The organism is Thauera sp. K11, from assembly GCF_002354895.1.
In the GTDB taxonomy this organism is placed as follows: Bacteria; Pseudomonadota; Gammaproteobacteria; order Burkholderiales; family Rhodocyclaceae; genus Thauera; species Thauera sinica.
This window is the reverse complement of record NZ_CP023439.1, coordinates 894,739-907,932: the sequence shown is the minus strand read 5'-3', so window position 1 is coordinate 907,932 and position 13,194 is coordinate 894,739. Positions and strand designations below refer to the sequence as shown.

Annotated in this window: 10 protein-coding genes and 6 tRNA genes; 2 read left to right on the top strand and 14 right to left on the bottom strand. The window is 66.6% G+C overall.

Annotated features, from left to right (window positions below; genetic code table 11):
* Positions 1–10: 10 nt before the first annotated feature.
* From CCZ27_RS04215 to CCZ27_RS04195, 4 genes are all read right to left on the bottom strand, one after another.
* Positions 11–1,420, bottom strand: a complete 1,410-nt coding sequence (locus CCZ27_RS04215; RefSeq protein WP_157748436.1) for an MFS transporter — start codon at positions 1,418–1,420, stop codon at positions 11–13.
* Positions 1,421–1,439: 19 nt separating this feature from the next.
* Positions 1,440–2,999, bottom strand: coding sequence for a thioesterase domain-containing protein (locus tag CCZ27_RS04210; RefSeq protein WP_096445858.1), 1,560 nt, complete (start codon positions 2,997–2,999; stop codon positions 1,440–1,442).
* Positions 2,996–4,336 carry a diaminobutyrate--2-oxoglutarate transaminase family protein gene (locus tag CCZ27_RS04205; RefSeq protein ID WP_096445856.1) on the bottom strand — a complete coding sequence of 447 codons (1,341 nt, stop codon included), beginning with the start codon at positions 4,334–4,336 and terminating at the stop codon, positions 2,996–2,998. Before CCZ27_RS04205 ends, CCZ27_RS04210 begins: the two co-directional genes overlap by 4 nt.
* A gap of 554 nt (positions 4,337–4,890) precedes the next feature.
* A complete protein-coding gene (locus tag CCZ27_RS04195) occupies positions 4,891–5,148 on the bottom strand; it encodes an MbtH family protein (protein WP_096445852.1) in 258 nt (85 codons plus the stop codon).
* A 699-nt stretch (positions 5,149–5,847) separates the two neighbouring features.
* Between CCZ27_RS04195 and CCZ27_RS04190 the strand changes: the two genes are divergently transcribed.
* Entirely contained in the window at positions 5,848–6,372 is a 525-nt protein-coding gene (locus tag CCZ27_RS04190; protein WP_096445850.1) for a sigma-70 family RNA polymerase sigma factor, read from the top strand.
* 388 nt (positions 6,373–6,760) lie between these two features.
* Positions 6,761–7,006 carry a FecR/PupR family sigma factor regulator gene (locus tag CCZ27_RS04185; protein ID WP_096445848.1) on the top strand — a complete coding sequence of 82 codons (246 nt, stop codon included), beginning with the start codon at positions 6,761–6,763 and terminating at the stop codon, positions 7,004–7,006.
* A gap of 214 nt (positions 7,007–7,220) precedes the next feature.
* On the opposite strand, the gene CCZ27_RS04180 is transcribed toward CCZ27_RS04185, so the two are convergent.
* The 10 genes from CCZ27_RS04180 to rimO all read right to left on the bottom strand — a co-directional run bounded on the left by CCZ27_RS04180 (position 7,221) and on the right by rimO (position 13,087).
* Complete coding sequence (locus CCZ27_RS04180; protein ID WP_157748435.1) at positions 7,221–8,009, bottom strand: 4'-phosphopantetheinyl transferase family protein; 789 nt, start codon at positions 8,007–8,009, stop codon at positions 7,221–7,223.
* Positions 8,010–8,477: 468 nt separating this feature from the next.
* Positions 8,478–8,554 (bottom strand) — tRNA-Asp (locus CCZ27_RS04175).
* A 62-nt stretch (positions 8,555–8,616) separates the two neighbouring features.
* Positions 8,617–8,692 (bottom strand) — tRNA-Glu (locus CCZ27_RS04170).
* Positions 8,693–8,727: 35 nt separating this feature from the next.
* Positions 8,728–8,803: transfer RNA gene (locus CCZ27_RS04165), tRNA-Ala, on the bottom strand.
* An 88-nt stretch (positions 8,804–8,891) separates the two neighbouring features.
* Positions 8,892–8,968 (bottom strand) — tRNA-Asp (locus tag CCZ27_RS04160).
* A 62-nt stretch (positions 8,969–9,030) separates the two neighbouring features.
* Positions 9,031–9,106: transfer RNA gene (locus CCZ27_RS04155), tRNA-Glu, on the bottom strand.
* Between the two features lie 35 nt (positions 9,107–9,141).
* Positions 9,142–9,217 (bottom strand) — tRNA-Ala (locus tag CCZ27_RS04150).
* 71 nt (positions 9,218–9,288) lie between these two features.
* Positions 9,289–10,710: an FAD-binding oxidoreductase gene (locus CCZ27_RS04145; protein WP_096445844.1), complete on the bottom strand. Its 1,422-nt coding sequence runs from the start codon at positions 10,708–10,710 to the stop codon at positions 9,289–9,291.
* A gap of 46 nt (positions 10,711–10,756) precedes the next feature.
* Complete coding sequence (gene rssA, locus CCZ27_RS04140; protein ID WP_096445842.1) at positions 10,757–11,722, bottom strand: patatin-like phospholipase RssA; 966 nt, start codon at positions 11,720–11,722, stop codon at positions 10,757–10,759.
* A 48-nt stretch (positions 11,723–11,770) separates the two neighbouring features.
* Entirely contained in the window at positions 11,771–13,087 is a 1,317-nt protein-coding gene (gene rimO, locus CCZ27_RS04135) for a 30S ribosomal protein S12 methylthiotransferase RimO (protein WP_096445839.1), read from the bottom strand.
* Between the last annotated feature and the right edge of the window lie 107 nt (positions 13,088–13,194).

Here is a 13,194-nt window from a genome sequence, read left to right as displayed (position 1 = left end):
CAAACTCCAGTCAGGGGCGCGAGGAAGCCTGCGCCGGTACCAGCGCGGGACTTGCGGATTCAGGGATGTCAGATGCCTCGTCGGCGTTCTGGTCGCCGTCCGGCTTGGCCTGATCGGGCACCAGTTCGTCCAGCCGGGTGAGCCGCGGGTGCAGCAGGGCCACCATCGAGACGACGGCGAAGATCGCCCCGGCCAGGACGAACAGGAGAGCCACTCCCCGCCCCTTGCCGACGCCGAGCCATTCGCCGACGGAATCGGCCAGCGCGCCGCCGGGCATCATCAGCGGCTCGAAGAACTGCTCGACGAGGGTGCTTCCGGTCAGCATGACGATGCACATGATGACCAGGTTGGCCGCGCCGACCGCGGCGAACACGCTGCCCTGCCTATCCTTGGGCACCTTGCGCATCCAGAGCGCGTTGGAGCAGCCTTCCGACACGCCACCGAAGGCGAACGCCCCGAATGCGCAGATGCACCACAGGGCCGGCTCGCGGACGATCCCTGCCAGCATCACGAAGAAGGCCAGCGCCACGTCGGCGATCAGCACCCAGCGCATGAGGCCGGCTTTCGGGTTCGTGGCCGCGAGCGTGAAGGCGCCGATCACGCCGCCGACGGCGCCCAGCGTCATGACGATGCCGAGCGTCTCGCTGCCGTGTCCGGTCAGGATGAGCGGCGTGAGCATCGTCGATGCGAGCACCAGCAGCGCTTCCTGGATCAGGATGTAGACTGCGAGGCCGATCATCAGGGAATGCTGCCGGAAGTACTGCGCCACGCTGGCGAAGCTCTCGTGGATGCCTTCGAACAGCCTGACGGGCTTGTCGTTCTGCACGCCCCGGATCGCATGCCTCGCGCTCGTGAGCGCCGCGAACACCGCGAGTGCCCCCGCCACGGACAGGAACAGTTCGATGATCATGATGCCCACCATGCCCCACGAGGCCAGCAGGAACCCGGCCACGAGCGGGGCTCCGATCTGGAGCACGCCCTGGGTGCCGCTGATCAGTCCGTTGGCCTGGGTCAGCCGGTCGTGCGGCACGATCTGCGCCACGGCCGCATGGTACGAGGGGTTTCGAATGGCACCGATGACGCCGCCGACCGCGCCGACGATGTAGAGGTGCTCGACCTCCAGCATCTGGTTGAACACCAGCAGCGCAACGATGACGACCATCAGCACCGCGAGGAAGTCGCAGCTTGCGATGACCCAGCGGCGGTCGAACCGATCCGCCATCATCCCGGCGAATGGAATGCTCAGCAGGGCGGGCACGGCCGAGGACAGGATCGCCCAGGAGAACTGCTGGACCGAACCGCTTTTCTCGAACACCCATACGCCGAGCGCGAAGCCCATCAGCGCGGAACCGATGTCGAAGGCGGTCTCGCTCAGCCACAGCAGGATGAAGGACTTGCCCAAAAGTTTCTTACTGGTCATTGAAGACATCCTCGTGGGGTTACGCCCGGATCAGGCAAGACGCCTCGTCCCGGGACGGGGCGGTCGTGGTGGTCTTCAGCCAGCGCACGGTCTCGCCGATGTGCGGCATCCGGAGCAAGGTGATGTGGTTTCCCGATTCGCGCCGCAGCTTCAGCCGGGGCGCCAGGCGGCGCCAGGCTTCGGCGGTCTCGTACTGCCGCATGGCCGCGGCTTCCACCGTCTCGCCGGTGCCGCGCACCAGCACGAGCCTCGTCTCGCCGTCGAATCGTCCGGAGGGCCGGTAACGGGTGCGCACGGCCGCCTCGAAGCAGCGCACGCTGCCGAGCAACTGGCCGGGGCTGGAGGCGCGCGGCAGGAGCCCGACGCCGACCAGCCGCCGGTGCAGCAGGCTCAGTTGCTCATCGCAGCACAGCCCCTCGAAGGCGTCGATGCTCAGATCCAGCGGGCGGTGCGCCGCCTGCTCGTAGAGCCCGACCAGCAGCATCAGCGCTTCCGGCCGGGTGTATTCGTGACCGGCGCGCTTGCTCGATCCAGGTGCCTCGCTGTCCAGCAGCGTCAGCGATCCCACCGTGCGTCCCGCCGCCTGCAGGCGTACCGCGGTCTCGAAGGCGAGCCAGCCGCCGAACGAATGCCCCACCACATGGACGACGCCGCGGGGCTGGCACTCCTGGATCGAGGCCACGAACCGGTTTGCCGCCGATTCCACGCTTCCCGCCGGCAACTGGGTGCCGCACATGCCGCGCGGCTGCAGCCCATAGACGGGATGCCTGCTTCCGATGACCGTGGAGAACGGGATGAAATCGATCACGCTCGCCCCGGCACCCGGCAGGCAGAAATAGGCTTCCGCGCCCGGAACACCCGACTGGATCGTCATGAGCGGCGCATGCTTGCCGGCCGTCACGGGGACATCCAGCGCACCTTCCACGGCCCTTGCGAGCTGTTCCGCGAGGGTGTCCGCATCGCCGGCCGCCACGGGCCACGAACGAAGCCGTTGGCGGGCGAATCCCTGCGTCCTCGTCGCCGGGCTCGACAGATGCCGCCCGGGCTGCCCGAACCAGTGCAGATCGAAGTGGTGGCCGAGGTGTTCTTCGTTGTGCGCGACCTCGGCGAGTTCCTCCAGCCAGCGATCCTCGGGGGCGAACGCCGAGGCGGCGTCGACGCAGGTGGCGTCGATCACGCCTACGAAGCTGAGCGGAATGTCCTCCATCAGGCACTGGATCGCCAGCGCATGCGCCATTCGCGCCGCCGGCTCCAGGGCGAGGACGCCGAGCGCGCCCTGCACGGGATATTCGGACCGGACCAGATCCAGCACGCGGGCTGCGGCGCCATGCAGGGTCCGCACGCCGTCGTTCGCGGCCTCGGCCAGCATGGGGCGCACCACGGGTACATCGCCGCAAAGCCGCTCGCGCAGGATCGGGGCGATCGACGCCCATGCGGTATCGCTCCCCAGCACCAGCAGGGGCAGGCGCCCCGGCTTGCCGGGCCGCACCTCGTGCATGCGCGGAGCGGACGAAAGGCGCTTGGCGCCGGCCACTGCGGCCCCGGCGCGCACCGAGGCGGCGATGCTCGCTTCGCTCATGCCGGGCTCCCTACGCGCTCCGACGCGGCGAATGCTTCCGCGACGGCGTCCTCGAACCTCTCGAGTACCTCGGCAACGTCGTTCGCGGTCACGATCAACGGCGGCAGCATGCGCAGCACGGCGCCATGGCGGCCGCCGGTCTCGAGCAGCAGCCCCCTTTCGAAGGCTGCGAGCTTGATGTCGCGCGCCATGTTTCCGTCCTGCGGCCCGGCGATCAGCTCGTCGCTCGGCTTGATCACCTCGACGCCGATCATGAGGCCGCGTCCGCGCACGTCACCGAGCACCGGAAAGCGGGCCGCGATGCTGCGCAGGCCGTTCATCAGGAGCGCGCCCATCTGCGCCGCGTTTTCCTGCAGGCGGTCGCGCACGATGATCTCCATCGCCTTGCGGCCCGACACCATGGCGATCTGATTGCCGCGGAAGGTCCCCGCATGCGTCCCGCGGGGCCAGACGTCGAGGTCGCGGCCGTAGACCACGGCCGCCAGCGGGAAGCCGCCACCCAGAGCCTTCGAAAGCACCAGTACGTCCGGCACGATGCCGGCACGCTCGAACGCGAACATCGTGCCGGTACGCCCGAAGCCGCTCTGCACCTCGTCGATGATCAGCCGCACGTCGTGTTCCTGCGTGATCGCACGCAGCGCGCGCAGCCATGCATCGGACACCGGGATGCACCCGCCCTCGCCCTGCACGACCTCGACGATGACCGCGGCCGGCTTCGTGATCCCGCTCTCCGGATCGCTGAGCATGGTTTCGAGGTAGTTGAGGGAAAGCTCTTCCGTCTGGCTGCCGTCGGTGCCGAAGGGGCAGCGATAGGTATAGGGGAAGGGCGCGAAATGAATGCCGATGGAGGCGTTGGGGCCGGCGTGGATCTTCGGCCCGAGGTTGCCCATCGCCGCCAGGGCGCCGCTCGTCATGCCGTGATAGGCGCCGTGGAAGGCGATGATCGGATGCCGCTGAGTGGCGTGACGGACCAGCTTCATCGCGGCCTCGACGGCGTCGGAACCGCTCGGGCCGCAGAACTGGATCTTTGCCTTGGAGGCGAAGTTCGGCGGCAGCAGGGAGAACAGCTTCTCGACGAACTCGTACTTCGCCGGCGTCGTCAGATCCAGCGCCTGGTGTACGTGCCCGGAATGCATGAACTCGATGATCGCGTCCCGTACCTCGGGATGGTTGTGTCCGAGCGGCAGGGCCCCGGCGCAAGCGAGACAATCGATGATCTCGCGCCCGGCGCTGTCTCGCAGGCGCATGCCGTGACCGTACTCGAATACCTGTTCGAACGTCGCTGCGTACGTACGGGCATTCGATTCCAGCGACCTCAGTGCTTCATAGCGGTGCATTTCTATCTCCTAAGAAGGACGTACGTGCCGCAAGCGGACCGCCGGTTCAGCGGCGCAGCCTCGGGCAGGTGCAATACAGGGTCATCGGCAGCCCCATGGACGTTGCCGAATCCATGGGACATGAAGGGGTCTGCGGCAGGCCGGCACGACGGACGACTTCCTCGAACGCCTTGGCGCCCTGCCGCCCGACCACGCCGCCCGCATCAACGGGCGGCAGTGAGCCGCGCGCGAATCGTCCCGCCGCCTCATATGAACTCCGGTCGATGGCGATTCCGGCCGGCCGGAGACCGGCCGTCGCCTGTGCGATCTGCTTGCCGTTCCGGCCGCGCGGGCGGGCATGCGCCTGCACGGCCCGGCCGAACCTCCCGCCGCCGTGCAGACTTGATGAAGGAAGCGCCCTGCCCGTCATTTGCGGCCTGCGCGCGACGTCGGCAGAACCGCATCCGGCCGGCCCTGCGCGTGGACGGCAAGGAGGCGGACGGATCGACGCGATGCGGTTTCACCCGCTGCCACGGACAGAAGGCGGGACGGTTCGGGGAATGCAGCCATGTGTCTCAAGCCTCGGCGGAGACGGGTAGCGCGCCGATGCCGCCGGCCTGCTCGTCCGCAGCCCCCCGCAGCGGACGCGGACGCATGTCGGTCCACGCCTTCACGACGTAATCCAGGACGGCCTTCTTGTCGCCCTTGACGTCTTCGACCGCCGTCCAGCCGCCGGGAAGCTGTTTCCAATGCGGCCAGATCGAGTACTGGCCGTCCTGGTTGACCAGAACGACGAAGGTCTCCTCGTCATCGTCGAAGCAGCTCGCGCTCATACGGCTTTTCCCTGGCTTGAACACAAAAAGAGAGCAGCCGCATCAAGCCAAACAACCTCGATGAGACTGCCCACGCCAGCTAGGACGTTTTTGGCTGCGATCTGTTTAGTCCACCGCCGCGCCGACCACCGCCTCGCACAGCGGAACGCGGCGGCTGACGGGAGGCACCGGCGCCAGCCACATGGCTCCGCCGCCGCCCTTTCCACTTTGCGTAACGGATTCCAGGTTGCGCCGGCCAGGTCCGGCCGATGTCGCGCCGGTGGGCGCGGAGCGGCGGATAGTGCGCACCGGACTCCCGTGCCGCGTCGTCATACGTCGTTCGGATGAGGCGGGAGCGAGAAGCTTCGCGGTCGACCGCCGGCATCAATCATTCTGTCATGTAGCGCGGGTATCTTTGTGCGTCGCAGCAAGTCCATTGCAACTGCACGCCAGATCCTCCGTCGGCCGCGCCTGTCGGGCGAAATCTTCCCGCAACTCATGCGTCGTCGATTTTTCCCGCCTGTCCTGCGCCGAGGGGTGGCCCCCGATCGGCAGGTGGGGTCGGAGTGCAGTGGATTTGCATAAGAATTTCATGAATCACTGCTCTTGCGCATGGCGCGAATGCGAACCTCCACGAGGGATGGTGCTGTTATGGCGAGTCTTCATGTGGCTGCAAGTGAGAGAGGCGGCGCTGTAGCCCCAACGTGGGAAGGGACTAAAATGCCTTATCCGCTAAATCATTCTCATTCGCTCGGCGAGATGTTCATCGCCCGCCGGGCCGATCTCCGGGCCGTTGCGGCCGGAATCGTTGGCCATTCCGAACTGGTCGACGACGTGCTGCAGGACGCCTATCTCAAGCTGGCCTATGGCGTCTGCGTCCGCGATGTGGAAAAGCCCTACAACTATTGTTGCCAGGTCGTGCGCAACATGGCCTTCGACTACTGCCGGCGCCGTGTCACCGAGTCTGCATGTATCGTGCAGAGCGAGGACGGCGAGCTTCCCGAAGTCGAGGGGGGACACGTACCGGAAGCGGGACTCGACGAAAGGCGCATCCTTTCGTGGATCGAGGCTGCGCTCGAGCAGTTGCCCGAACGGACGAGGCTGGTGTTCGAACTGTATCGGCTGCAAGGCAGGACCCAGCGCGAGATCGCCGGGATCATCGGCGTATCGGCCTCTCTGGTGAACATCCTGATCAAGGATGCCGTGGGTGCGCTGTCCAGGTGCCGCAAGGACTACGACGGCTGACGCCGTCGGTTCGGGCTTGGGCTCCCCCGACGGCATGATCCCTCGACATCACAACGCACCGAATGCTCGCGCGCCCCAGGCCGGCGCGAGCATGAGCGCAGCCGGAACCAGGAGGCCCCGCCACCCTTGAGCCCTGCGGCTCAAGCTTACGACTACCCGCAATTTCGGCATGAGCTGCAGCGAGGAAGGCTCGACACGCTGCAACGGTGTCAAAATGGGAGCGCCGCACTGATCTGCCGCCCCATGCCGTCTACGCTGGAGCGACCTCGGTCGATTCGTGAACTATGCCTGCGCGTGCCGGATAATGTCTTGATACGATCCAGCCATGAGTATCGATATGATAATATGCTACCTTCGGTTGTGATCGTAAGAAGTTGGACGGTGGTAGATGAGCAATAATTCACAATCCGATGATCCTTGCTGGGAAGCTGCTTGGCGCTGGGTTCAGCGGCAACATGAAGCGGGCGTTTCCGATGAGGCATTCAATGCCGAATTGATCCAATGGCTGCAAGCCGACCCCGCCAATCGCCGGGCTTATGAGGAAGCCTCGCGCATCTGGACCCTTTCCGGGCTGGTGCCTCCGGCGAATGATCTCCCCGACAGTACCGACCCCACTCGCTCCACCGATGATTAGGAATCATTTCGCCGGCTGAATACCGGGCGGCGTACCTGATCTATCTAATACCTCGAATCCATCGCAACCCGGGGCAACGTTCCCGATCCTTCCTTGGACCGGCGGTCGGAGACATCGAAGATATGCTCCCGCTTGAACCGGACCGCTTCCCCGTGATCGAATTGCGCTCGATCGCTTGACACCGCGGCTGGCACGTCCGCAGATCGCGCGCTTTCTATCCGCGTTCAATGCCCTCACGACGGCAGAAAGCCTCCGCATCGTCCTTGCTGCGCCAGGCGACCGCCGCGGCGTACCCGTCCGGAGCATCCAGCATTCGGGCTTGAACGCCGGCGCAGGCGTCGGTGCGGCTGTTCACGCCGATCTCGAATCCCGGCCGCAGTTCGATCGACACCGACTGGAGGTGATCAGGGATGCCCACGCCGACGGCCTTGAGCACCGCCTCCTTGGCGACCCAGATCGGATAGAGCACGTCGAGCGGGTTCGGGGCATCGCGCAAGCACCTCCTTTCCGCTTCGGTGCAACCCATTTCCGCGATGGGAAACGGGTCGAGTGCCGGATCGCGATGCTCGATATCGACCCCCAGGCAGGCCAGCCGGGCCGGATTGCCGATCGCGATCAGCGAGAATCCGCCGGAATGAGAAACGTTGAAGAGAGGCGCCGCGCAGAACGCACGCCCTGCGATGCCCACGACCCCCGGCTTGTTGTGCGGCCCGGGCGCAATGTCGATCGCCTGGGGAGCACAATCCAGCCACCTGGCCAGCAACACGCGCGTCGCCGCACGCGTGGCGGCAGACCGGACTCGATCGGCACGCTGCCGGTAGCGCCCCGCCATTTGCCGTTCGAGTTCGGTGAGCATGGAAAGGGCGTCGCCTGGCTCTTCATCCAGGCGCAGTTCCAGCCTGTGGATCTCGATCACCCCGGTCAACCGCTCAGGTAGCGGCACGAGACGCAGAGATCCTCCATCCCGCCATTCCCCCGAAAGCCGGCCGATGATTGCAGTCACGACGGTCTCCCCGTTGCGCCGTGCAAGAAAGCGCCGTCCATCCGGCTACCTGAGACCTTTTCCCGGTGCGGCCGGATCGAGTATCGACCTGTGTGGTGGCACGACGCAGCTCATCGCCATTCGGTATCTCCTCGGCTGGAAAGGAAGGGGCGCGCGTCCGGAATGTCGGGCAACCGCAAATGCCCCTCCTGCCCAACATGACGTGAACAGGAGCGTTTTGTTCAGGCAATGTAGACAGGACCGGACGATCGCCGCGACGCCAAAGACCTCGACGCTTCGGGCGTGGCACAGATCAGGCGCCAGATATCGACGCCTGCCGAAGCAGCCCGATGCCTGTTGGAGCCCCAGGAACGGGCATCGCCTTCACGACCCGGAAAAACAGAAAGGGCTTCAGAGTTCACGTTCCATTACGTGCGCTCTGAAGCCCATTTCTTCAACCTGTCGAGATTCCCGACAGACTTTCATGATTGGCGGAGTGGACGGGACTCGAACCCGCGACCCCCGGCGTGACAGGCCGGTATTCTAACCGACTGAACTACCACTCCGCACTGACCTGCACCGACATCGTCGGCTTCGTCGCGCAGCCACGGGCTGCGCGACATCCGACTGGCGTCCCCACGGGGATTCGAACCCCGGTTATCGCCGTGAAAGGGCGGTGTCCTAGGCCTCTAGACGATGGGGACTTCATACCGCACTGCTTGCTTTTGCCGCTTTCGGTTGGTGGAGGTAAGCGGGATCGAACCGCTGACCTCTTGCATGCCATGCAAGCGCTCTCCCAGCTGAGCTATACCCCCACAACGAGCCGGCGATTATAGCTTCTGTTCAAGCCTGCCGCAATGCCCGGTTTCGACCGGATTGCAGGAATCTGCTCCTGCGAAAAACTGGCGGAGTGGACGGGACTCGAACCCGCGACCCCCGGCGTGACAGGCCGGTATTCTAACCGACTGAACTACCACTCCGCACTGACCTGCACCGACATCGTCGGCTTCGTCGCGCAGCCATGGGCTACGCGACATCTGACTGGCGTCCCCACGGGGATTCGAACCCCGGTTATCGCCGTGAAAGGGCGGTGTCCTAGGCCTCTAGACGATGGGGACTGCATACCGCACTGCTTGCTTTTGCCGCTTTCGGTTGGTGGAGGTAAGCGGGATCGAACCGCTGACCTCTTGCATGCCATGCAAGCGCTCTCCCAGCTGAGCTATACCCCCGACATCGAAAGAGCGCGCATTATAGGGCCGGTATTGGGCTCTGTAAACCATTTCCTGCAGCTTCATCGACATCAATCCTTGTCGAAGCCGATGACCTTTCCCGGGTTCATCAGTCCGCGGGGATCGAAGGCACGCTTGACGGCCATCATCATGTCGAGTTCCACCGCCGACTTGTAGCGCCGGATCTCGTCCCGCTTGAGCTGCCCCAGGCCGTGCTCGGCGGAGATCGAGCCGCCCAGCCGGACGACCAGGTCATGCACGATCGCGTTCACCCGCGGGGTGGATGCGATGAACTCGGGATTGTCCTGTGCCGCGGATTTGGACAGGTTGTAGTGCAGGTTGCCATCGCCGATGTGTCCGAACGCGACGATGCGGACATCCGGCCATACCGCCCTCAGCGCGGCATCGGCCTGCTCGAGAAACGCCGGAATGCGGCTGACCGGCACGGAGATGTCGTGCTTGATGCTGATGCCCTCGATGCGCTGGGCCTCGGAGATGTTGTCGCGCAGCGACCACAGCGCCCGGGCCTGCGCCAGCGTGCCGGCCACGACGACGTCGCGGGCCACTCCGGCGGCCACGGCATCCGCGAGCGCGCCGTCGAAGGCGTCTTCCAGCGCGCCGCCGCGCAGCCTGTCTGCCGCTTCGATCAGGACCGCCCAAGGTCCGGAATCCGGCAGCGGCGGCCGCGCACCGGGAATATGGCGCAAGACGAGTTCGAGCGCCTCGCGGCCGATGATCTCGAAGGCGGTGATGCGGTCGCCGCAGTCCTCGCGCAGGCGGCCCAGCAGCGCCACCGCCGCCGCCGCGTCGGGCACCGCAGCCCAGGCGATGCGCGACTGGTCGGGCGCCGGAAACAGTTTCAGCACCGCGGCCGTGATGATGCCCAGCGTACCTTCGGCGCCGATGAACAGATGCTTGAGATCGTAGCCGGTGTTGTCCTTGCGCAGCGCGCGCAGACCGTCCCAGACCCGCCCGTCCGGCAGGACCACTTCCAGCCCCAGCGCCAGATCCCGCGCATTGCCGTAGCGCAGCACCTGCACGCCGCCGGCATTAGTCGACAGGTTGCCGCCGATCTGGCAGCTCCCCTCGGACGCCAGCGAGAGCGGAAAGAATCTGCCGACCGCTGACGCGGCCGCCTGCACCTCTGCCAGCGTGCAGCCCGCCTCGACGCACAGCGCGGCGTTGTCGGCATCGACCGATCTGATCCGGTTCATGCGCGACAGGCTGACGACCACCGAACGTCCGTCCGCCAGCGGTGTCGCGCCGCCGCACAGGCCGGTATTGCCGCCCTGCGGCACGATGGGTACGCCCTCTTCGGCGCAGATGCGCACCACCGCGGCCACCTCGTCGGTGCTGGCGGGCCTGACGACCGCGAGCGCGGCGCCGCGGTAGCGCCCGCGCCAGTCCTGGAGGTGGGGCGCCATGTCGGCGGGCGCGGTGACGACGGCTGCGCGGCCGACGGCGCCGACGAGGCGCTGCAGGAATGCGTTCATCGGATCTTCTCCGGACACGGCCGGCCCGGCGCACGGCCAGGGGATGTCATGCAGTACGGCCGTCCAGTTGGTCCAGCAGGTAGCGCAAGGCCGGCCGCGCCCGGGCCACGGCGGCCTCGCCTTCGGCGATGGCCTCGCTCGCGCGGTGGTAATCCATCAGCCCCAATTGACCGACGCGCGGCGAGATCAGCACGTCGGCCGGCTCGCCGGCGAGCCGGCTGCGTGCGATGCGCACCTGCATGATGTTGATGCTCGCGCTGATCACGGTCACGAGCGAAGGCAGATTCGCCGAAGCGTCCGGCATCGGGATCGTACCGTTGCCCGCGGCGAAACCGAAGCGGGCGAGCAGGCGATCGCTCCATCCGGCCTCGGTCTCTTCCGCGGGAACGGGCTTGCCCGCGGTGCGCCGCAACGCCCGGCCGGCGGTATCGGAGCCCAGATCCACCGCGATCACCACGTCCGCCCCCATGGCGCGGCACAGGGACACCGGCACCGGATTGACCAGCCCGCCGTCGACCAGGAGGCGCCCCTGGTGCATCACCGGGGTGAACAACCCCGGCAAGGCGATGGAGGCCCTCACGGCCGCCGACACGCTGCCCTCGTGCAGCCAGACCTCGCGGCCGGAATCCAGTTCGGTGGCCACGCAGGCGAAGCGCCGGTCGAGCGTGGAGAAGTCCCTGTCGACGAAGTTCTTCTCGAAGAACTGGATCAGGCGTTCGCCCTTGATCAGCCCGCCGCGCAGCGAGACGTCGAGCAGCGAGACGACGTCCTGCCACTTCAGGGACTCCGCCCACTGCGTCAGCTTGGCCAGATCGCCCACGGCCGCGGCCGCACCGACGAAGGAGCCGATGGAGCAGCCACCGATGATCTGCGGCACCACGCCTTCGGCCTCCAGGGCGCGGAGGACGCCGAGATGAGCCCATCCGCGTGCCGCGCCGCTGCCGAGAGCGAGCCCCACGCCGGGCGCGCCCGGGACCTTCGGAGTCCGGTCGAGCGGTGGAAACTCGGTCACGGGCGGCTCCGCCCGATGCCTGCGCGCGGCCGCGGGATGGCGGGGGTTTCAGCCCACGCGTTCGGCGTAGAGGTCGTGCACATCGCAGTCGGTAATGCGCACCTGAACGAAATCACCGGGCTGCAGGCCCTCCCCGTCCGGGATGATGACGAGGCCGTCGATCTCCGGCGCCTCGCCGCCGGAACGGGCGAGCGCTCCCTCTTCGTCCACCTCGTCCACCAGCACGGTCATCTCGCGCCCGATCTTCGCCTCCAGGCGCTGGGTGGAGATGTCCTCCTGGAAGTCCATCAGCCTCGCCCGACGCTCCTCGCGCACCTCGTCCGGCACCGGGTCCGCCAGTTCGTTCGCCGCCGCGCCCTCGACCGGCGAATAGGCGAACGCCCCCACGCGGTCGAGCTGGGCCTCCTCGAGGAAGCACAGCAGTTGCTCGAAATCCTCTTCCGTCTCGCCGGGGAAGCCGGTGATGAAGGTCGAGCGTATGGTCAGGTCCGGACAGATGCTGCGCCACTTGCGCACGCGCTCGAGAACGTTCTCGGCATTCGCCGGCCGCTTCATCGCCTTCAGGATCTTCGGGCTCGCATGCTGGAACGGCACGTCGAGGTAGGGCAGGATCTTGCCCTCGGCCATCAGCGGGATCAGATCGTCCACGCTCGGGTAGGGATACACATAGTGCAGCCGGATCCAGATGCCGAGTTCGCCCAGCGCCCGGGCCAGTTCGAGTAGCCGGGTCTTCATCGGCCGGCCGCCCCAGAAGCCGGTCCGGTACTTCACGTCCACGCCATAGGCGGACGTGTCCTGCGAGATGACGAGGATCTCCTTCACGCCCGCGTCGGCGAGCGCCTCGGCCTCGCGCATGACCTCGTGGACCGGCCGGCTGACCAGATCGCCGCGCATCGACGGGATGATGCAGAAAGTGCAGCGGTGGTTGCAGCCTTCGGAAATCTTCAGGTAGGCGTAGTGCTGGGGCGTCAGGCGGATGCCCTGCGGCGGCACGAGATCGGTGAAGGGGTCGTGCGGCTTGGGCAGATGCTTGTGCACCGCATGCATCACCTCATCGGTCGCGTGCGGGCCGGTGACCGCCAGCACCTGCGGATGTGCGGCGAGCACCACGTCGTCCTTCGCACCCAGGCAGCCGGTGACGATCACCCTGCCGTTCTCGGCGAGCGCCTCGCCGATCGCATCGAGCGACTCCTCGACGGCGGCATCGATGAAGCCGCAGGTGTTGACGACCACCAGATCGGCATCGTCATAGCTGCCGGAGATCAAATAGCCCTCGGCCCGCAGGCGGGTGAGGACGTGTTCCGAGTCGACCGTCGCCTTGGGGCAGCCGAGCGAGACCATCCCTATACGGGGCTGCCTGTTCATCCGGCGGCCCCCGTCGGGAACGTACAGGGCACCCCTTTCGGACAGCCGGGAGACACGCGGCCCACGCGCGGCAGGCCGGTCGATTTCTGGATGGTCATGCTTGCATG

Bases quoted from the DNA above. Each gene is read 5' to 3' on its own strand.
- CCZ27_RS04215 (WP_157748436.1), bottom strand. From the start codon at position 1,420: ATGACCAGTAAGAAACTTTTGGGCAAGTCCTTCATCCTGCTGTGGCTG.
- CCZ27_RS04210 (WP_096445858.1), bottom strand. From the start codon at position 2,999: ATGAGCGAAGCGAGCATCGCCGCCTCGGTGCGCGCCGGGGCCGCAGTG.
- CCZ27_RS04205 (WP_096445856.1), bottom strand. From the start codon at position 4,336: ATGCACCGCTATGAAGCACTGAGGTCGCTGGAATCGAATGCCCGTACG.
- CCZ27_RS04195 (WP_096445852.1), bottom strand. From the start codon at position 5,148: ATGAGCGCGAGCTGCTTCGACGATGACGAGGAGACCTTCGTCGTTCTG.
- CCZ27_RS04190 (WP_096445850.1), top strand. From the start codon at position 5,848: ATGCCTTATCCGCTAAATCATTCTCATTCGCTCGGCGAGATGTTCATC.
- CCZ27_RS04185 (WP_096445848.1), top strand. From the start codon at position 6,761: ATGAGCAATAATTCACAATCCGATGATCCTTGCTGGGAAGCTGCTTGG.
- CCZ27_RS04145 (WP_096445844.1), bottom strand. From the start codon at position 10,710: ATGAACGCATTCCTGCAGCGCCTCGTCGGCGCCGTCGGCCGCGCAGCC.
- rimO (WP_096445839.1), bottom strand. From the start codon at position 13,087: ATGAACAGGCAGCCCCGTATAGGGATGGTCTCGCTCGGCTGCCCCAAG.